The 20,114-nt window shown below is 41.6% G+C and carries 20 protein-coding genes; 9 read left to right on the top strand and 11 right to left on the bottom strand.

The window, feature by feature from the left end:
• Nucleotides 1-7: 7 nt before the first annotated feature.
• From fabF to QM406_RS01920, 7 genes are all read left to right on the top strand, one after another.
• A complete protein-coding gene (gene fabF / locus QM406_RS01950; RefSeq protein ID WP_414273256.1) occupies nt 8-1,243 on the top strand; it encodes a beta-ketoacyl-ACP synthase II in 1,236 nt (411 codons plus the stop codon).
• A 2-nt stretch (nt 1,244-1,245) separates the two neighbouring features.
• On the top strand, nt 1,246-1,686 hold the full coding sequence (gene accB / locus QM406_RS01945) for an acetyl-CoA carboxylase biotin carboxyl carrier protein (RefSeq protein WP_315640836.1): 441 nt from the start codon (nt 1,246-1,248) through the stop codon (nt 1,684-1,686).
• Nucleotides 1,683-2,105 (top strand): 3-hydroxyacyl-ACP dehydratase FabZ, encoded by a 423-nt coding sequence (fabZ, locus tag QM406_RS01940; protein WP_006145014.1) that lies wholly within the window; start codon nt 1,683-1,685, stop codon nt 2,103-2,105. Before accB ends, fabZ begins: the two co-directional genes overlap by 4 nt.
• 11 nt (nt 2,106-2,116) lie before the next feature.
• On the top strand, nt 2,117-3,484 hold the full coding sequence (gene accC / locus QM406_RS01935; protein WP_414273255.1) for an acetyl-CoA carboxylase biotin carboxylase subunit: 1,368 nt from the start codon (nt 2,117-2,119) through the stop codon (nt 3,482-3,484).
• Between the two features lie 185 nt (nt 3,485-3,669).
• Nucleotides 3,670-4,533 (top strand): acetyl-CoA carboxylase, carboxyltransferase subunit beta, encoded by an 864-nt coding sequence (gene accD, locus QM406_RS01930; protein WP_316107887.1) that lies wholly within the window; start codon nt 3,670-3,672, stop codon nt 4,531-4,533.
• A complete protein-coding gene (locus QM406_RS01925) occupies nt 4,533-5,300 on the top strand; it encodes an acetyl-CoA carboxylase carboxyl transferase subunit alpha (protein ID WP_414273254.1) in 768 nt (255 codons plus the stop codon). The genes accD and QM406_RS01925 overlap by 1 nt, the downstream gene beginning before the upstream one ends.
• Before the next feature lie 275 nt (nt 5,301-5,575).
• Nucleotides 5,576-6,301 (top strand): lysostaphin resistance A-like protein, encoded by a 726-nt coding sequence (locus tag QM406_RS01920; RefSeq protein WP_414273253.1) that lies wholly within the window; start codon nt 5,576-5,578, stop codon nt 6,299-6,301.
• A 54-nt stretch (nt 6,302-6,355) separates the two neighbouring features.
• Here the strand turns inward: QM406_RS01920 and nusB are convergent, their stop codons facing one another.
• From nusB to gatC, 6 genes are all read right to left on the bottom strand, one after another.
• Nucleotides 6,356-6,778, bottom strand: a complete 423-nt coding sequence (nusB, locus tag QM406_RS01915; RefSeq protein WP_000203647.1) for a transcription antitermination factor NusB — start codon at nt 6,776-6,778, stop codon at nt 6,356-6,358.
• Nucleotides 6,771-7,160 (bottom strand): Asp23/Gls24 family envelope stress response protein, encoded by a 390-nt coding sequence (locus QM406_RS01910; RefSeq protein ID WP_049503061.1) that lies wholly within the window; start codon nt 7,158-7,160, stop codon nt 6,771-6,773. The genes nusB and QM406_RS01910 overlap by 8 nt, the downstream gene beginning before the upstream one ends.
• 28 nt (nt 7,161-7,188) lie before the next feature.
• Entirely contained in the window at nt 7,189-7,749 is a 561-nt protein-coding gene (gene efp / locus QM406_RS01905) for an elongation factor P (protein ID WP_000568646.1), read from the bottom strand.
• Between the two features lie 126 nt (nt 7,750-7,875).
• Nucleotides 7,876-9,318, bottom strand: a complete 1,443-nt coding sequence (gatB, locus tag QM406_RS01900; protein WP_414273252.1) for an Asp-tRNA(Asn)/Glu-tRNA(Gln) amidotransferase subunit GatB — start codon at nt 9,316-9,318, stop codon at nt 7,876-7,878.
• Nucleotides 9,318-10,784 (bottom strand): Asp-tRNA(Asn)/Glu-tRNA(Gln) amidotransferase subunit GatA, encoded by a 1,467-nt coding sequence (gatA, locus tag QM406_RS01895; protein WP_414273251.1) that lies wholly within the window; start codon nt 10,782-10,784, stop codon nt 9,318-9,320. Before gatA ends, gatB begins: the two co-directional genes overlap by 1 nt.
• On the bottom strand, nt 10,784-11,086 hold the full coding sequence (gene gatC, locus QM406_RS01890; RefSeq protein WP_049548997.1) for an Asp-tRNA(Asn)/Glu-tRNA(Gln) amidotransferase subunit GatC: 303 nt from the start codon (nt 11,084-11,086) through the stop codon (nt 10,784-10,786). The genes gatA and gatC overlap by 1 nt, the downstream gene beginning before the upstream one ends.
• Nucleotides 11,087-11,298: 212 nt before the next feature.
• Here gatC and QM406_RS01885 point away from each other — a divergent pair, with 212 nt between their 5' ends.
• Together QM406_RS01885 and QM406_RS01880 are read left to right on the top strand one after the other, a co-directional pair.
• Entirely contained in the window at nt 11,299-12,843 is a 1,545-nt protein-coding gene (locus QM406_RS01885; RefSeq protein ID WP_414273250.1) for a peptide chain release factor 3, read from the top strand.
• A 10-nt stretch (nt 12,844-12,853) separates the two neighbouring features.
• Entirely contained in the window at nt 12,854-12,988 is a 135-nt protein-coding gene (locus tag QM406_RS01880; protein ID WP_414273249.1) for a hypothetical protein, read from the top strand.
• A 492-nt stretch (nt 12,989-13,480) separates the two neighbouring features.
• Here the strand turns inward: QM406_RS01880 and QM406_RS01875 are convergent, their stop codons facing one another.
• From QM406_RS01875 to arcA, 5 genes are all read right to left on the bottom strand, one after another.
• A complete protein-coding gene (locus QM406_RS01875; RefSeq protein ID WP_414273248.1) occupies nt 13,481-14,809 on the bottom strand; it encodes a dipeptidase in 1,329 nt (442 codons plus the stop codon).
• Between the two features lie 17 nt (nt 14,810-14,826).
• A complete protein-coding gene (locus QM406_RS01870; RefSeq protein WP_414273247.1) occupies nt 14,827-16,335 on the bottom strand; it encodes a YfcC family protein in 1,509 nt (502 codons plus the stop codon).
• Between the two features lie 70 nt (nt 16,336-16,405).
• A complete protein-coding gene (gene arcC, locus QM406_RS01865; protein WP_414273246.1) occupies nt 16,406-17,353 on the bottom strand; it encodes a carbamate kinase in 948 nt (315 codons plus the stop codon).
• A gap of 258 nt (nt 17,354-17,611) precedes the next feature.
• The gene (gene argF / locus QM406_RS01860; RefSeq protein ID WP_315640906.1) at nt 17,612-18,625 is read right to left on the bottom strand and encodes an ornithine carbamoyltransferase; all 1,014 of its coding nucleotides are present in this window, start codon (nt 18,623-18,625) and stop codon (nt 17,612-17,614) included.
• Nucleotides 18,626-18,692: 67 nt separating this feature from the next.
• The gene (gene arcA, locus QM406_RS01855) at nt 18,693-19,922 is read right to left on the bottom strand and encodes an arginine deiminase (RefSeq protein ID WP_371559028.1); all 1,230 of its coding nucleotides are present in this window, start codon (nt 19,920-19,922) and stop codon (nt 18,693-18,695) included.
• Between the last annotated feature and the right edge of the window lie 192 nt (nt 19,923-20,114).

The raw sequence follows: 20,114 nt of genomic DNA, 5'->3' as shown, positions 1-20,114 counted from the left end.
TAGAAGAATGAAACTGAATCGAGTAGTAGTGACAGGTTATGGAGTGACATCTCCAATCGGAAATACACCAGAAGAATTTTGGAATAGTTTGACAACTGGAAAAATCGGAATTGCTGAAATCACCAAGTTTGATCATAGTGAATTTGCGGTGCATAATGCGGCAGAAATCCAGGATTTTCCTTTTGACAAATATTTTGTAAAAAAAGATACCAACCGTTTTGATGCTTATTCTTTATATGCACTATATGCAGCACAAGAAGCAGTGAACAATGCTAATCTTGATGTAGAGACTCTTGATAGAGACCGCTTTGGTGTCATCGTTGCTTCAGGTATCGGTGGAATCAAGGAAATCGAAGATCAAGTGCTTCGACTTCATGATAAGGGACCAAAACGTGTAAAACCATTGACACTTCCAAAAGCTTTACCAAATATGGCATCAGGAAATGTTGCTATGCGTTTTGGAGCAAACGGTGTTTGTAAATCTATCAATACTGCTTGTGCTTCTTCAAATGATGCAATTGGGGATGCCTTTCGTTCCATCAAGTTTGGTTACCAAGATGTTATGCTAGTTGGTGGTTCTGAGGCTTCTATTACTCCATTTGCGATTGCAGGTTTCCAAGCCTTAACAGCTCTTTCAACAACAGAGGACCCAACTCGTGCTTCTATTCCATTTGATAAGGATCGTAATGGATTTGTCATGGGTGAAGGATCAGGTATGTTGGTACTTGAAAGTTTAGAGCATGCTGAAAAACGTGGTGCAACTATCTTAGCTGAAGTTGTTGGTTACGGTAACACTTGTGATGCCTACCATATGACTTCACCACATCCAGAAGGACAAGGAGCTATTAAGGCTATCAAATTAGCCTTGGAAGAAGCTGAGATTTCTCCAGACCAAGTAGCCTATGTCAATGCTCATGGAACCTCGACTCCTGCCAATGAAAAGGGAGAAAGTGGAGCGATTGTATCTGTTCTAGGTAAGGATGTTCCAGTTTCTTCAACCAAATCCTTCACAGGTCATTTGCTGGGAGCAGCAGGGGCTGTTGAAGCCATTGCTACTATTGAAGCTATTCGTCATAGCTATGTTCCAATGACAGCCGGAACGAAAGAATTATCAGACTATATCGAAGCGAACGTTATCTATGGACAGGGATTGGAGTGTGGAATTCCATATGCTATCTCAAATACCTTTGGATTTGGTGGGCATAATGCAGTCCTTGTTTTCAAACGTTGGGAGAATAAGTAAAGATGAATTTAAATGAAATCAAAGACTTGATGGCGCAATTTGACCAGTCAAGCTTGAAAGAATTTTCTTATAAAAATGGAACGGACGAGTTGGTCTTCAGTAAGAATGAAGCGAAACTTGTTGCAGAAGCAAGTCCAGCACCTCAAGCTCAAACTACACCAGCTGTAGAAGTAGTTTCAGAATCAAGTGCTAGTGAATCTGTAGCTGAGGGGGACCTTGTAGAAAGTCCACTTGTCGGAGTTGCTTACTTGGCTGCCGGACCAGACAAACCTAATTTTGTTTCAGTCGGTGATACTGTTAAAAAAGGCCAAACCTTGGTCATCATCGAAGCCATGAAGATCATGAATGAAATTCCAGCACCTAAAGATGGTGTTGTAACAGAAATTTTAGTTGAAAATGAAGAAATGGTTGAGTTTGGGAAAGGCTTGGTACGTATCAAATGATTGATATTCAAGGAATTAAAGAAGCTTTGCCACACCGTTATCCCATGCTCTTAGTGGATCGTGTCTTAGAAGTTAGCGAAGATACCATTGTTGCTATTAAAAATGTGACGATTAACGAACCTTTCTTCAATGGACACTTTCCAGCTTACCCTGTGATGCCAGGTGTCTTGATCATGGAAGCTTTGGCACAAACAGCAGGTGTTTTGGAATTATCAAAACCTGAAAACAAAGGGAAGCTTGTCTTCTATGCTGGTATGGACAAAGTTAAATTTAAAAAGCAAGTTGTTCCTGGTGATCAGCTTGTCATGACAGCAACTTTTGTCAAACGTCGTGGCACAATCGCCGTAGTAGAAGCGAAGGCAGAAGTAGATGGTAAGCTTGCAGCAAGCGGTACTCTAACCTTTGCTATTGGAAACTAGGGAGGTTTTCCATGTTTCGTAAGATTTTAATTGCCAATCGTGGTGAAATTGCTGTTCGTATTATTCGTGCGGCACGAGAGTTAGGAATTGCAACAGTCGCTGTCTATTCGACTGCTGACAAGGAAGCTCTCCACACGCTTTTGGCTGATGAGGCTATCTGTATCGGCCCTGGGAAGGCTACAGAATCTTATCTGAACATCAATGCTATCCTTTCAGCTGCGGTCTTGACTGAAGCTGAAGCCATTCACCCTGGATTTGGTTTTTTAAGTGAAAATTCCAAATTTGCAACCATGTGTGAAGAAGTTGGGATCAAATTTATCGGACCATCAGCTCGTGTCATGGATATCATGGGAGATAAAATTAACGCCCGTGCTCAAATGATTAAGGCTAATGTACCTGTCATTCCAGGATCAGATGGAGAAGTCCATACTGCAGAAGAGGCCCTCGCTATTGCTGAAAAAATTGGTTATCCAGTTATGCTGAAAGCTTCAGCTGGAGGTGGTGGAAAAGGGATTCGTAAGGTTGAAAAAGCAGAAGATCTCGTGTCAGCCTTTGAAACAGCCTCAAGTGAAGCCAAAGCCAACTTTGGTAATGGAGCTATGTACCTTGAGCGTGTAATCTATCCTGCTCGCCACATTGAAGTACAGATTCTTGCTGACCAGATGGGTCATGCTATTCACCTTGGTGAACGTGACTGTTCGCTGCAACGGAATAACCAAAAGGTTTTAGAAGAAAGTCCTTCGATTGCTATAGGGAAAACCCTTCGTAATGAAATTGGTGCTGCAGCAGTTCGTGCAGCGGAGTCTGTTGGTTACGAGAATGCTGGTACCATTGAATTCCTACTAGATGAAGCAAGTGGCAAATTCTACTTTATGGAGATGAATACGCGTGTCCAAGTGGAACACCCGGTAACCGAATTTGTATCTGGTGTGGATATTGTCAAGGAACAAATCCGTATCGCAGCAGGTCAACCTTTGACCTTGAAACAAGAAGATATTGTTCTAAAAGGACATGCTATTGAGTGCCGTATCAATGCGGAAAACCCAGCCTTTAATTTTGCACCAAGTCCAGGTAAGATTACCAATCTTTATCTACCAAGTGGTGGTGTGGGCTTGCGTGTGGATTCAGCAGTCTATCCAGGTTATACCATTCCGCCATACTATGATAGTATGATTGCTAAAATTATTGTTCATGGCGAAAATCGTTTTGATGCTCTCATGAAAATGCAACGAGCTCTTTATGAACTCGAAATTGAAGGGGTTGTCACCAATGCTGATTTTCAACTTGATCTAATTTCAGATCGTCGCGTGATAGCAGGGGACTACGATACTTCATTCTTGATGGAAACTTTCTTACCACACTATCAAGAAAAAGAATAATGTAATACTCTTCGAAAATCTCTTCAAACCGCGTCAGCTTGGCCTTGGATTATATATGTGACTGACTTTGTCAGTCTTATCTACAACCTCAAAGCAGTGCTTTGAGCAACCTGCGGCTAGCTTCCTAGTTTGCTCTTTGATTTTCATTGAGTATAAAAATAGTATAAGACTGAAAAGGGGGATGTATGGCTCTATTTAGTAAAAAAGATAAATATATTCGAATCAATCCCAATCGTTCGACTGTAAATCAACCTCAGATCAAGCCAGAGGTTCCAGATGAGCTCTTCTCCCAATGTCCAGGTTGCAAATATACGATTTACCAAAAGGACTTGGGGAGTGAGCGTATATGCCCTCACTGTGGCTATACCTTCCGTATTTCAGCTCAAGAGCGTTTAGCTTTAACCATTGATATGGGTACGTTTTTGGAAATGTTTAAAGGGATTGAGACTCAGGATCCTTTGAATTTTCCAGGCTATCGTAAAAAATTGACTTTGATGCGTGAAAAGACAGGTCTTGATGAGGCTGTTGTAACAGGAACAGCTTTGATTAAGGGAGAGAAGGTTGCCCTTGGCATCATGGATTCTAACTTTATTATGGCGTCAATGGGTACAGTTGTTGGTGAGAAAATCACTCGCTTGTTCGAATATGCGACCGCTGAAAAATTACCTGTCGTATTGTTTACAGCTTCTGGTGGTGCACGCATGCAAGAAGGAATCATGAGTTTGATGCAGATGGCTAAAATCTCTGCAGCAGTCAAACGTCATTCCAATGCAGGTCTATTTTACCTGACTATCCTTACTGACCCGACGACTGGAGGAGTAACAGCTTCCTTCGCTATGGAAGGGGATATCATCTTGGCAGAACCCCAAAGTTTGGTAGGTTTTGCTGGACGCCGTGTGATTGAAAATACAGTAAGAGAAGACCTACCAGAAGACTTCCAGAAGGCTGAGTTTTTACTGGAGCATGGTTTTGTAGATGCAATTATTAAACGGCGAGAATTGCCAGATATGATTGCTCGATTAGTAAGACTACACAGGAGGGAGAGTTGATGAATATTGCGAAAATCGTCAGAGAAGCACGTGAACAAACCCGCTTAACTGCCTTGGACTTCGCAACAGGAATTTTTGATGACTTTGTAGAGCTACATGGGGATCGCTCTTTCAGAGATGACGGTGCTGTTATTGGTGGTATCGGATGGTTGGGAGAACAAGCGGTAACTGTTGTCGGAATCCAAAAAGGTAAAAGCTTACAAGATAATCTTAACCGCAACTTTGGTCAACCTCATCCAGAAGGTTATCGGAAAGCCCTTCGCTTGATGAAGCAGGCTGAAAAATTTGGCCGGCCTGTTGTAACTTTTATCAACACTGCGGGAGCCTATCCTGGTGTAGGAGCAGAAGAACGGGGTCAAGGTGAAGCTATTGCCCGTAACCTCTTTGAAATGAGTGATTTAAAAGTTCCCATCATTGCGATTATTATCGGTGAAGGTGGATCTGGTGGAGCTCTTGCACTTGCAGTAGCTGACCGTGTTTGGATGCTTGAAAATTCCATCTATGCCGTACTGAGTCCTGAAGGATTTGCTTCTATTTTATGGAAAGATGGAACTCGTGCCATGGAAGCAGCTGAGTTGATGAAAATCACCTCGTATGAGTTGTTGGATATGCAAGTTGTTGATAAGGTCATCTCTGAGGTGGGTCTATCAAGTAAAGAACTGATCAAGCAAGTGAAGGAACAACTCCAAGCAGAACTTTATGAACTTGGTAAACTGCCACTAGACCAACTCATTGAAGAACGTTACCAACGCTTTAGAAAATATTAAAAGAAAGCTAGAACAAAAGTGGTTCTAGCTTTTTGGTTTCTCTCAAAAATTCATTTCAGGATTAAGAATTGACAGTTGAGGAAATGGAACTGAGAGTCGTAAAAAAAGATGTATATTATATAATAAGGAATGATAATCTATAAGTGCTCCAGAGAATAGACTAGGTTTTTATAGATTTTATGCTGTGCTAGGTCAGTATATAACTGATAAACTGAATAGGGGGTTGTTAATTTTTCCCTCCATCAAGGTAATTTTAATTTTTTTAAGGAGTGAGTATGAAAAAACTTGGGCATTTGGGAATCTTTATCTTACTGGTATTTCTATCAGTTTATCTACCAGAGTTAGGGGTTTTGCATCTGACTAAGTTTTTAAAATGGGGGATAGATGGCTATTTTATCATTTTAGCAGTAAAGCAACTAGCTCTTTTAGGATTATTTATCTATTGGCTCAAAAAGAAAAAGATGCTCTATATTTTTGAAAAAAATGTTTGGACTTGGTCAACTCTCTTTTTCCTTGTAGTTGGTCTAGTGGCTACTTATTTTGATCGTCAATTGGTGGATGCTTTTCAGTTACAGTTTCATCACTTCATTGATAACAAGTATATCTTTCAAGACCTTCTTTCAGCCTTGTATTCAAATGGACAACCAACTTTTCTATCAACTGTTCTTAAGTTTAGTTTAATAGTAGTCGTCGCACCTATATTGGAGGAGATAGTTCTGAGAGGATATTTTATGAATACCTTCTTTCCAAACTCTAAGTATTATCTGGATGTTATCTTATCAGCCCTTATCTTTGGAATCAGTCATTTGGTGTTTTCCCATCGAGATCCCATCAGTTTGATCATTTATAGTTTAGGAGGCCTTTTCTTTGCCCTGGTCTACCGTTGGAAAAAGAATCTAAAAATCACAATCCTTTGCCATAGTTTTTTCAACTTTCTCACTTATGCCAAGCCCATCTGGATTTTTGTTTATAATCATTTCTATTACCACTTTTTTAGATAGTGAAAGGTAAAGAAAAAAGTGTTTGATCGGAGTCAAACACTTTTTCTATATTATTTAATCTTCTTCTGTCACAAATTGACTGAGGAGTCCATTGATAAAACGGGCTGACTTTTGATCTGAAAAGCTCTTAGCAAGCTCAATAGCTTCGTTAACAGCTACGAGCTGAGGAGTATCAAATGAAGTGATTTCAAAAACTCCTAGGCGTAGTAAATTCTTTTCTACCAAAGTTAGACGATCGATGGTCCAACCAGTTTTCAAATGTTGAGTGATTTGTTTGTCCAGATCATCCTTTTTAGCTTGGACACCAGAAACGAGCTCTACAAGGAAGTTAGGAAGTTGTACGTCTGTATCTTCACGATCATGTGTGTAGGCGAAGCGACAAGCAGTTTCTAAATCTGAACCATATTCAAGACTCATCAAGGCTTGGAAAGCACACTTACGTAGTTCACGTCTAGATTCTAATAATGGACTAGTCATTGAGGAAGTCCTCGTCGAATAAGTCTTTCAATTCTGGTTTTGGTGTTTTATCTGGAACGATACCTGCAACGTGAATGTTGACGGCAGAGATTTCAACATCAGCCATGTTACGGACAGCATCCTTAACAGCTTTCTGGATAGCCATAGCAACCTTAGGAACTTTGACACCGTACTCTAGGTAGAGGTAGATATCAGCTGTGAGCTCATCGTTTGCTTCTTTTAGATAAACGCCACGACCAAGAGAAAGTTTTGAAAGGGTGTCAGATACTGATTTGTTTGAAAAAGAGTGTACGCCTTCAACTTTCGCAGTTGCGATAGCAATAATTTTTTCAAGTACACGTGGGGCGATGACGATTTCGCCAAGTTGTTCTTCAATTCCCATAGAATGACCTCTTTCTAGTTTCTAGAGATTAGGCGCGAGAAACGTAAGTTCCTTCTGCAGTGTTGATAATCAATTTTTGACCTGCTTCGATGAAATCTGGAACGTTCACGACAAGACCAGTTTCCATTGTTGCTGGTTTACCAGAACCTGTAACAGTAGCACCTTTGATAGATGGTTGTGTTTCAGCAACTGTCAATTCAACAGTAGTTGGTACAGTTACACCGATTACTTCAGTTCCGTAGAATTGGATTTTTACATCTGAGTTTTCAAGGATGTAAAGCAATTCGTTTTCAACATTCACAACAGGAATTTCGTATTGGTCGTAAGTTTCTGTGTTCATGAAGTAAGCTGTGTCGTCCATTTTGTACAAGTATTGAGCTGGAACGGTTTCGATAATCGCTTGCTCAAATTTTTCTTCTGGGCGGTAGCTTGTTTCAAATGTTGAACCAGTACGGACATCACGCAATTTCATACGCATGATCGTGTTTCCTTTACCTGGTTTGTGGTGGCTAGCTTCCAAAACGCGGATCAATTTTCCTTCAGCTGTTTCAAAAGTCATACCAGCCTTTAGTTTACTTGCTTCAATCATGTTTTTACCTCTTTAATAAATATTATTACTCTTCATTCTACCATAAAATGGTCTGAAAATAAAGTCAAAATGGTTTTGAAAGATACCAGAAGGGTAACATTAACCTTCTGGCTGCTTTCCTTCCGCTTAATCTTCTTTCAACTTCGCCAATTCCTGGGCAAGAAGCTTAAGGGCGACTTGTGGGTTGGCTTGGCCTTTGGTTGCTTTCATAAGGAAGCCTGTGAAGGCCTTGTCTGCGTTGCGTTTGCCTGACTTGAAGTCGGCAACAGCAGCTTCGTTATCTGCAAAGACTTGGTGGATAATTGGAATCAAGATTTCTGGATCTGAGATTTGAACCATACCTGCTTTCTCCACGTATTCACGCGCACCTCCGCCATTTTTAGCCAGGTGAACAAAGACTTTCTTGGCAATCTTAGACGAAATCGTACCGTCTTCGATGATGGCAATCATTTCAACCAAGTTTTCTGGTGTCAATTCGATTTGTTCCAGTGTCTTGCCTTCCGCGTTCAAGAATTGAGCGACTTCACCTTGGAGCCAGTTAGATACTTGTTTGGCATCGCCACCGAGGGCAACAGCTTTCTCAAAGAAGTCAGAAGTAACTTTATTAGCTGTCAACTGACTAGCATCGTAGTCTGATAATCCGAGTTGAGAGACATAGCGTGCACGGCGCTCTTTTGGAAACTCTGGTAACTCCGTACGCATTTCTTCGATCCACTCATCAGAGATTTCAAAGAGCGGTAGGTCTGGTTCTGGGAAGTAACGGTAGTCTGCAGCTCCTTCCTTAACACGCATGAGGATAGTTGCCTTGTTAGCTTCGTCATAACGACGTGTTTCTTGGCGGATTTGACCACCAGAGCGAAGGATTTCAGCTTGGCGTTGAACCTCGTATTCGAGACCCTTACGAACGTTTGAGAAGGAGTTAAGGTTCTTCAATTCAGTCTTGGTACCGAATTTCTCTTGACCATAAGGACGAAGCGAGATGTTGGCATCCACACGCATAGAGCCTTCTTCCATCTTAACGTCAGAAATACCAGCATACTGGATCACTTCCTTAAGAGCTGTTAGATAAGCATAAGCTTCTTCTGGTGAACGCATGTCTGCTTCAGATACGATTTCAATCAAAGGCACCCCTTGGCGGTTGAGGTCAACATAAGAGTAACCATCTGTACCATGCGTGTTTTTACCTGCATCTTCTTCTAGGTGAGCACGTTCGATACCGATTTTCTTAGTCGTACCATCTTCTAGTTCCACTTCAATCCAACCGTTGTAACCGATTGGTTCATCAAACTGAGAAATTTGGTAGGCTTTAGGATTATCAGGGTAGAAGTAGTTCTTGCGGTCAAAGTGCATCTTCTTATGGATGTCCATGTTAAGAGCGAGTGCAGCCTTGATACCAGCATCGACAACACCCTTATTGAGAACTGGCAGAACGCCTGGGAAAGACCAGTCAATCACGTTAGTGTTGGCATTTTGGTCGTTTCCAAAGTGGGCAGAAGTAGGTGAGAAGATTTTTGAATTGGTGTTAAGCTCTACGTGGACTTCAAGTCCAATGACTGTTTCAAAGTTCATTAGTTATCACCTCCAAAAATCACGGGTTGTTGTTTGTGGTAGTCTGTTGTTGCTTCAAAAGCAGCAGCAGCTTGGTAGATAGTTTCTTCTGAATACTTAGGACCAATCAATTGGAGTCCTACTGGTAGACCTTGAACAAATCCTGCAGGAATTGAAATTCCTGGTAGACCAGCCAAGTTGACAGGAATTGTTAAAAGGTCAGCCAAGTACATGGCAACTGGGTCATGGTTGAGTGAGTCCAAGTCATAAGCAACACTAGGAGCAGTTGGACCCAAAATCAAGTCATAATCCGCAAAGACGTTTTCGAAATCTTGAATGATGAGGGTACGGACTTGACCAGCTTTCTTGTAGTAGGCATCGTAGTAACCTGATGAAAGACTGAAAGTACCTAGCATGATACGACGTTTCACTTCTTCACCAAAACCTTGGCTACGGCTGTTTACATAGATTTCATCAAGGTTGGTTGCATCTTCTGCGCGATAGCCGTAACGGATACCGTCAAAACGTTGCAAGTTTGATGAAGCTTCTGATGAAGCGATGATGTAGTAGACGGCAACACCGTATTTAGAGTGAGGCAGGCTCACTTCTTCGACGATGGCACCCAGTTTTTCAAAGTGTTTGGCAGCATTAAGAATAGTTTCCTTAACTTCTGGGTCAATCCCTTCGCCAAGATATTCTTTAGGCAAAGCGATTTTCATGCCCTTGATGTCTTGGCCGATTTTTGAAGTAAAGTCAGCAATGCGGACAGGAGCAGAAGTAGAGTCTTTAGCATCTTCGCTAGCAATAGCATTGAGCAAGAGAGCATTTTCCTTAACAGTTGGAGCAAAAGGACCAATTTGGTCCAATGAGCTACCAAAGGCAATGAGACCGAAACGTGAAACCGTTCCGTAGGTTGGTTTGAGACCAACGATTCCGTTGAAGGCAGCAGGTTGGCGGATAGAGCCACCAGTATCAGAACCAAGTGACAAGCGGACTTGTCCTGAGGCTACAGCTGCGGCAGAACCACTTGATGAGCCACCAGGAACCTTGCTGTGGTCCCAAGCGTTTTTAGTTGCACCGTAGTGAGAAGTCTCACCTGATCCCCCCATGGCAAACTCGTCCATGTTGGTTTTCCCAACGACAATCATACCCTTGGCTTTTGCATTGGCAACGGTTGTCGCATCAAAGATTGGCTCATAGTTGTAGAGCATTTTTGAGGCAGCAGTTGTCAGGATGCCGTCTGTAGAGATATTATCCTTAACCGCAAGTGGAATTCCTGAAAGGATATTTTCAGCATCGATTCCAGCTTGGTCAATAGCCTTGGCTTGAGCAAGAGCTTGGTCTTCAGCGATGGTAACAAAAGCGTTGATAGCTGTCTCGCGAGATTTGATATCTTCAAGTGTTACTTGCGTTAGTTCGGTTGCAGAAATTTCCTTAGATACAAGGAGGTTGTGCAACTCTTCAATCGTTTTATTGTTAAAAGTCATTAGGCATCTCCTCCATCATCCAGAATAGCTGGTACCTTGATATAGTAGTTATCTTTTTCAGGTACATTTTTAAATAAGCGATCACGGTCAGTTCCTTCTTCGGCTACGTCTGGGCGAAGAACGGTCTTGCGATCTGCCATGGTAGTCGTTGCTTCAACACCAGTAGTGTCGACTTCGCCCAGCAATTCGACCATATCAACAATTTTTGAGAGTGTTGTCGCAAACTCAGCAGTTTCTTCTTCTGAGAATTTTAATTTTGAAAGATTGGCAACGTGAGTTACCTCTTCTTGCGTAATTTTCATCTGGTATCCTTTCGTGAAATGATGATTATTTATCTGTTCTATTTTACCATATTTTCCTATAAATAAGGGAGGCGGAACTGAAAAGAAATAGAAATTGAAAAAAATGCTAAAATCCGATATAATGGAGTGTTGAAAGGAATGGTAAAATCCAATGTAGAAATCATTCTTAGCCATTGAAACAAGAAAAATAGAGAATCAAAGAAAGAGAACTTATGAATATTCAAGAAGAAATTAAGAAACGTCGTACCTTTGCCATTATCTCTCACCCGGACGCGGGGAAAACAACCATCACTGAGCAATTGCTCTACTTTGGGGGCGAGATTCGTGAGGCTGGTACTGTAAAAGGAAAGAAAACAGGGACTTTTGCCAAGTCTGACTGGATGGATATCGAGAAACAACGTGGGATTTCGGTAACCTCATCTGTCATGCAGTTTGACTATGATGGCAAGCGCGTCAACATTCTAGATACTCCAGGGCACGAGGACTTCTCAGAGGATACCTATCGTACCTTGATGGCGGTGGATGCTGCGGTCATGGTAGTGGACTCTGCCAAGGGTATCGAGGCCCAAACCAAGAAATTGTTTGAGGTTGTTAAACACCGTGGCATTCCAGTCTTTACCTTTATGAACAAGCTGGACCGTGACGGTCGTGAACCACTAGATCTCTTGCAAGAATTGGAAGAAGTCTTGGGCATAGCTAGCTACCCGATGAACTGGCCAATCGGGATGGGGAAAGCCTTTGAAGGTTTGTATGACCTCTATAACCAACGATTGGAACTCTATAAAGGCGATGAACGTTTTGCTAGCCTAGAAGATGGCGATAAACTTTTTGCTAGCAATCCTTTCTACGAGCAAGTCAAAGATGATATTGAACTTTTAAATGAAGCAGGGAATGAATTCTCAGAGGAAGCCATTCTTGCAGGTGATTTGACTCCGGTCTTCTTTGGCTCAGCCTTGACAAACTTTGGTGTGCAGACCTTCCTTGAAACCTTCCTCAAGTTTGCTCCAGAACCTCATGGACACAAAAAAACAGACGGTGAACTTGTCGATCCTTATGAAAAGGACTTCTCAGGATTTGTCTTTAAAATCCAAGCCAACATGGACCCTCGTCACCGTGACCGTATCGCCTTTGTTCGAATCGTATCGGGTGAATTCGAGCGTGGTATGAGTGTTAATCTCCCTCGTACTGGTAAGGGAGCTAAGCTGTCAAATGTTACTCAGTTTATGGCAGAAAGTCGTGAGAATGTAACTAATGCTGTAGCAGGAGATATCATTGGGGTTTATGATACAGGTACTTATCAGGTGGGGGATACTTTGACAGTTGGAAAAAACAAGTTTGAATTTGAACCGCTGCCAACCTTTACTCCTGAAATTTTCATGAAAGTTTCTGCTAAGAATGTCATGAAACAAAAATCCTTCCACAAGGGAATCGAGCAATTGGTTCAAGAAGGAGCTATTCAGCTTTATACCAACTACCAAACAGGTGAATATATGTTGGGTGCCGTTGGTCAATTGCAGTTTGAAGTCTTCAAACATCGTATGGAAAATGAGTACAATGCAGAAGTCGTTATGAGCCCAATGGGTAAAAAGACAGTTCGCTGGATTAAACCAGAGGATTTGGATGAGCGTATGTCTTCAAGTCGAAACATCTTGGCTAAAGACCGCTTTGACCAACCTGTCTTCCTCTTTGAAAACGACTTTGCCCTCCGCTGGTTTGCGGACAAGTATCCAGATGTAGAGTTGGAAGAGAAAATGTAAATCGTTACAAATGACTAGCAACATAAAGTTGCTGTCATTTGACGGTAACCGCTATGGCGGTTTACCTAAACGCTTCACTAGGCAAAACCCACGAATGGTATCGATTCGTGGGTTTTGCCGTCGTAACAGAAAGGAAGCGGTCTAGCTAACTGCCTTACTAACTGAGTTTTACAAATGGAATCGATTTGTAAAACTCAGTGTCGTAATCTAATAATCGGTAACTGCTATTGCTGTTTACCTAAACGCTTCATTAGGAAAAATCCGCGAATGGTTTTGATTCGTGGGTTTTGCCGTCGTAACAGAAAGGAAGTGAACTAGCTAACCACCTTACTAACTCATCGGCAAAAAATAATCGTTTTCGCGTTTTCGTGTCATAGTATAACAAATTGAGTCTAGAATAGTACATCATAATTTTTTTAAAGCATTGTTAGAAATTACTTGAAAATTCCCTCATCAATTTGTCCATATTCTATTTCAATCTACTATCAAAAGAGTGCCTGAGTTGGTAACTTACCTTAAAACTATTGAAAAAAGCCAAGGAAGGGATTTTCTTGGCTTTTGTTGTAGCTTGCTATTCAAAATTTTCCTAATTTTCCTAAAACTCCGCCCCAATGTGGGGCGGAGTTTAGGAGGTCTTTTAGGTCGCTAATCGGTAAACAGCTTCAGCATAGATATCCATAGCATGATAGAGATCATCTAAGATAGCATATTCATTTGCTTGGTGTTCTGTTTGCTCTCTTCCTGGGAAGAGGGCACCAAAAGCGACACAGTTTGGCATGGTACGTGCAAAGGTTGCACCGCCAGATGATAGAGCGGGACTATTGTCACCAGTTTTTTCTTCATAAACCTGCATGAGTGTAGTGACGAGCATACTATCTCTTGCAACGTAAAGTGGTGCTAGGTAGTCAAATTCTTGGTAGCTAAGTTGGTAAGCTTTTGCGCGCTCTTTCAGCTGATGAACAAGGGCATCCTTGTCTGCAAGGACTGGGATTCGGATATCAATTCGAATCTCAGAACTTTCGGGAGTAATGGTTAAGGCGGCCACATTAAAGGATAAATGTCCAGAAGGCTGGTCGCTGATATCACCAAAGATTTCTTTTCCTTGACCATCTTGACCAACTTCTTTGGCAAGAAATGTAAGTGCAGGATGGGATTGAATGGAATCAAGCACGGTGGCTAGACGAATGACTGCATTAATCCCTTGACTGGCATCCTTGGCATGCTTAGATAGTCCTAGAACAGTAAGGGACTGATCATTTTGTTGATAATCATAACAAGCAACTACTAGACCTTCTTGGAGTTGTTCCATAAGTGGTCCTTGATAAGTTGCCTTATCAGGTACGACATTAAAGGCTCCACCTATATCTAAGGCGAGTTGTTCTGATCCAGGTCCATGAAGTTTGACTTGAAGGAGCCCTTTTTCTGCATAGGTTAATGGGAATGATGAGTCAGGAGCAAATCCCATGCTGGCTTGTTCTTCAATGGCATTATATCTTGCCATACAACGCCAAAGGGTTTCTTCATCAGTACCAAATATGAACCGAACCCGTTTTTTGAATTGAATTCCTTGGTCAAGCAGGCTTTTGACTGCGTAAAGGGCTGCAAGAGAAGGTCCTTTATCATCCTGGGAACCCCGACCATAAATCCGCCCATCTTTGATACTAGCTTCAAATGGAGGAGTTTCCCAGTCTGTCAAATCACCTGCAGGAACTACATCTAGGTGGCAGAGGATGGCAAGGAGATCCCCCTCACCAACTTCTGCATACCCATAATATCCTTGAGGATCAAGATAGGTTTTAAAACCAAGTTCTTGACACAAGTCCAGCGTTTTTTTCAAGACATCTTGAATTGCTTGACCAAAGGGAGTGCCATTTTCACCTTCATTGAGAACAGAAGGATAAGAGATGATTGTTTTCAAACTTTGAAGAAAATCCTCTTTGATTGATTCTGTAATATAGGATTTCATCCGTATTTCCCTCTTTATTATAAGAATGGCACTAAGGTACCTAAGATAAGAAGTAGAATACTTGCAACGACAATGACGATGACGAGTTTTCCAACAAACTTCCACCAAGTTCCAAGGCTAACACGACCAAGAGCAAGAGCACCCATAACAATACCTGAAGTAGGAGTTACAAGGTTAAGGACACCAGATGCAGATTGGTAGGCAGTGACGATAAGGCTTGCTTTAACATTGACGAACTCTCCAAGAGGAGCCATGATACCCATAGTTGCACTAGCAAGACCAGATGAAGAAGGAATAAGGAAGGACATAGGTAGGTAGAAGATATAGGTCAATACGATGAAGATTTGAGGAGAAAGACCTTGAAGGCCAACTTCACCCCAGTGTAGGATGGTTGCAGTAATCATACCATCGTTCATGATAACTTGGATACCACGAGCAACCGCACAAATCAAGGCTACTGAAAGCAAATCTGCAGCACCAGTTAGGAAGGTTGAGACAATCTTGCTTTCTTTGAGACCATAGACAACACCGATCAAAATCCCCATAACGGCAAAGAGCATAGCGCCTTCTGGGAAGTACCAGCTACCAAATGGTAGAGCATCTGAACCGATAACTCCTCCAATTACAGGAAGGCCGGTTAACCAATTCTTGAAGTCTTCAAATACAGTAACATGCAAATCAACCCAAGGGATGAAACTTGCAATCATAATGATAAAGGTTAATACAAATAAAGCGAGGACATGTTTTTGTTTCTTGCTCAAGGTAGATGGTGCATCATCGTTTTCGGAAACATTGAAGTGTTTGATATCTTCTTCGCGTTGAGCGTAAACGAGCGATTTAGTAGGATCTTTTTGAATCTTTTCTGCATAACGATAAACAAAGTAAGTGCTGATACCTGTCATTACAAACCAGAAGATAACACGGAGAATAACCCCATCCATAGAAGAGATTCCCGCAGTATCAGAGGCAATAACAGTAGCAAATGGATTCAATGTAGATGCCAAACAACCAACTTGAGAACCTAGTAAGATGATGGCGACGGCAGTGATACTGTCAAAACCAACTGCCATCATTACAGGGATAAGAAGGGGGTAGAAGGCCATGGTTTCTTCTCCCATACCATAGGTAGTTCCTCCAAGTGCGAAGAGGGGCATGAGGATGAGAATCAACATTTTTTCGCGGCCCTTGTATTTTTTAACGATGGAGGCAATCCCTACATCGAGTGTACCAGTAGCGTTTACGACACCAAGGAAACCTCCGACCATAAGGATAAAGAAGGCAACATCGATGGCTGCGCTAGTTGGTTCGTGACCGAGCATGGCACGAATTGGTGCCATGAGGACATCGTAAATCCCTTGAGGATTTGAGTCAACAGTTTGATAGGTACCTGCGATGAGGTTACCTGCTTCATTGGTATCATACTTACCTGCTGGAATGATCCAGGTTAAAAATGCCATGATGGTAATGATGATAATCAAAACAGTGTATGATGAGGGCATTTGAAACCTTTTTTTATTTTCACTCATTTGTTTTTCCTCCTAAACTATGTCACACAGTATAAAAACGAATGATGTGGCAAGAGTGCTAACTAAACTATTATTCTTTCACGATGATTGTTCCGCTATCAGATTCAATCAAGGATCCCAAATTGCTGAGGGAAGTGATGACGGCTTTTCCTGCTGGACGATTGGTCACAAAATCAATGGCAGCTTGGATTTTTGGTAGCATACTACCAGGAGCAAATTGCCCCTCTTTGATGTATTCTTGGAGTTGGTTAACAGTTACTCGCTCCAACTTTTCTTGATTTGGTTTGTTATAGTTGATATAGGCATAATCGACGCCAGTTAAAATGATGAAGAGATCTGCTTCGACTAGCTCTGCCAAGCATTGCGATGCAAAATCCTTATCGATGACAGCTTCTACTCCTGATAAGTAACCGTTCTCATTTTTGATTACAGGAATACCTCCACCGCCTGCTGCGATGACAATTTGTCCCTTATCTAAGAGTGCGCGTATACTATCGATTTCTTTGATATAAACAGGTTTTGGAGAAGCCACTACCTTACGCCAGCCACGTCCTGCATCTTCTTTAAAGTTAGCCCCAGTTTTTTCGCTTTCTGCTTTAGCCTCTTCTTCTGAGTAGAATGGACCAATGGGTTTACTTGGATTGAGAAAGGCAGGATCATTCTTGTCCACGACAACTTGTGTGACAACAGAAACGACAGTTTTATCAAGATGAATATCCTGTAAAGCATTTTCCAGAGCATTCTGGAGCCAAAAACCGATGCTACCCTCAGTCATAGCAACAAGTGAATCGAGAGGAAAGGCAGGATTTTTTTCGGAATTGGCTGCTAGGTGTTGGAGGAGAAGGTTACCAACTTGCGGTCCATTGCCATGGGTGATAATCAATTCATCACCATTTTGGATGAGTTTCACCAGATGGTGTGCTGTTTCTGCCAGAGCAGCTTCTTGAGCTTGAGCAGATGGATCTGTGGAAAGAATGGCATTTCCTCCAAGAGCGACAACGATTTTACGATGAGACATGAGCGCTCCTTTCTTTTGGATGAACAAAAGCCAATTTTGGTTAAAGGCTTGGATTTGGAAGTTGAGAAGAAAGACTTTGTAGGGACGAGTTGAATTGGAATTTCGAAATGCGAATAACTGGAAAGCAGTTACTTGTTATGAGGTTTTTGCTTGAATGGTGACTAGTGGTGAATTCCAACTCAGAGCTCGTAACTATTACAAAAAGGGACCGGACTAAAACACTAGTCTCAGCCCCTAAGCTGTTTCTTATAGTTTGTATCACACTTTAGGAATGTAGAGATTTCCTAGTGTAGCAGCCATAACGGCTTTAATGGTGTGCATACGATTTTCTGCTTGATCAAACTGACGAGCATATTTGCTATGGAAGACCTCATCAGTTACTTCCATTTCTTTTACACCAAATTTCTCAGCTACTTGTCTGCCATAGATTGTGTTTGTATCATGAAAGGCTGGTAAGCAGTGGAGGAAGATTAAGTTTTCATTGCCTGCTTTCTTAACAAGATCCATATTGACTTGGTAAGGTTTTAGCAAAGCGACGCGTTCTGCAAACTTATCTTCTTCGCCCATAGATACCCAAACATCAGTGTAAAGGACATCAGCCCCTTTTACAGCTTGATCAGCATCTTCTGTGATGAGGATGTGAGCCCCACTTTCTTTGGCATATCCCTCAGCCAGTGCAACAACTGCCTGATCTGGGAAGAGTTCTTTTGGTGAAAAGACATGAACGTTCACACCAAGGATGGCTCCTGTTACTAGAAGGCTATTGGCAACATTGTTACGACCGTCACCACAGTAAACCAATGTCAAACCTTCAAGGTGTCCGAAATTTTCTAGTACTGTCAAGTAGTCTGCAAGCATTTGAGTTGGGTGCCATTTATCCGTCAAGCCATTCCAAACAGGAACACCAGAGAATTTAGCTAATTCTTCAACCATATCTTGACTAAAACCACGGAATTCAATACCATCAAACATACGTCCCAAAACTTTTGCGGTATCTTCCGTAGTTTCTTTTTTACCTAGTTGGATATCGTTTGCCCCCAGGTATTCTGGATGTGCACCAAGATCGATTGCAGCAGTTGTGAAGGCTGCGCGTGTACGGGTAGAAGTTTTTTCGAATAAAAGAGCAATATTTTTACCAGCTAGATAGCGGTGTTCGATGTTTCGTTTTTTAAGATCTTTCAAGTGAGCTGAAAGTCCAATCAAATATTCGAGCTCTGCACGGGTAAAATCTTTTTCAGCTAGAAAACTTCTTCCTTGAAATACTGAATGTATCATTCTATATATCCTTTTCTAACAAGCATGATTCTGCTAGCAGATGCTAGGCAGAAATAGGAAGAATCTAAATGTCTTCGCGTTCAAACGGCATTGACATACAACGAGGTCCACCACGACCGCGTACCAACTCCCTGCCGCGAATCTTAATGAGACGAAGTCCATATTCTTCAAGTTTCTTATTGGTCACAGTGTTGCGTTCATAAACGACTACGACACCTGGTGCGATAGCGAGTGTGTTAGAACCATCATTCCATTGTTCACGAGCAGCTGCAACGATATTCCCATCACCACAAGGAATGAGTGTAACTTTTTCTAAACCAAGGTTTTGAGCAAGAAGTTCTGCCAAATCTCCTTTTTCTTCAACAATCTTGAGTTCTTCATTTTCGTAAGTGACGGAATAGACGCGAAGATTGCCTTGGATTTCTGGGTGGATTGTAAATTTGTCATAGTCTACCATGGTGAAGACAGTATCCAAGTGCATGAACTTACGGCTGTTTGAAAATTCAAAAGCCAAAACTTTCTTGAAGCCAACATTCTTTTTGAAGATATTAACCAAAAGTTTTTCGATAGAAGCGGCATCAGTCCGTTGAGAAATCCCAACTGCTAGGACATCTTTTGAAAGAACAAGTTCATCTCCACCTTCAATCCGAGTAGTTTCTTCACGGTTATAGATGAGCTCTACCTTACCACCATAGATTGGATGATACTTAAAGATGTACTTACCATAAAGTGTTTCACGATTGCGTGTATCGGCGTACATGTGGTTGAGTGATACTGCATTCCCGATAGTCGCAAATGGGTCGCGAGTGAAGTAAAGGTTTGGCATTGGGTCGATGGCAAACGGATAGTCAGATTCAACCAAGTCTGTTAATCCTTTGCCTTCTTCAGGGATGTCAGGTAATTCAACTTTTTGAACACCTGCCATTGTTTTCTTAATCAGTTCAAGGTTGTCGTCAATATCATGAAGCAGTTTTCGGATGGCATTTTTAGTTTGTCGACCACGAATATTTGCTTCGTTGAGATATTCTTCGATGAACTGGTCGCGTATTTCTGGAGAAGTTAATGATTCAGCAGCCAATTGTTCAAGATAGAGCACTTCGATTCCTTCGTCACGGAGTGCTTGAGCAAAGGCGTCGTGTTCACTTTGGGCATCTGCTAAAAATGGGATGTCATCAAAGAGCAACCTCTCAAGGTGATCTGGCATCAAGTTTTCTAATTCTTGACCCGGACGGTGCAACATAACTTTTTTCAGTTTCCCAATTTCTGAGAAAACATGAATTGGATGTGAAGACATGTGGATCCTCCTTTTTTTCTCGTGTGTACCAAATGATATTGGTATCGCTTACAAGCTAATAGTATCACAAATTAATATGCATTACAAGGGATATGATAAGGCCTAAAAGGCTTTAAAATGGCTATTTTAAAGGATTTCTTACATTTTTTTATAAGAATATTCACAAATATACATGTTAAGTTAACTTATTTT

Source organism: Streptococcus infantis, assembly GCF_047465035.1.
Classification (GTDB): domain Bacteria; phylum Bacillota; class Bacilli; order Lactobacillales; family Streptococcaceae; genus Streptococcus; species Streptococcus infantis_T.
This window is presented reverse-complemented; position numbering and strand designations above follow the sequence as displayed.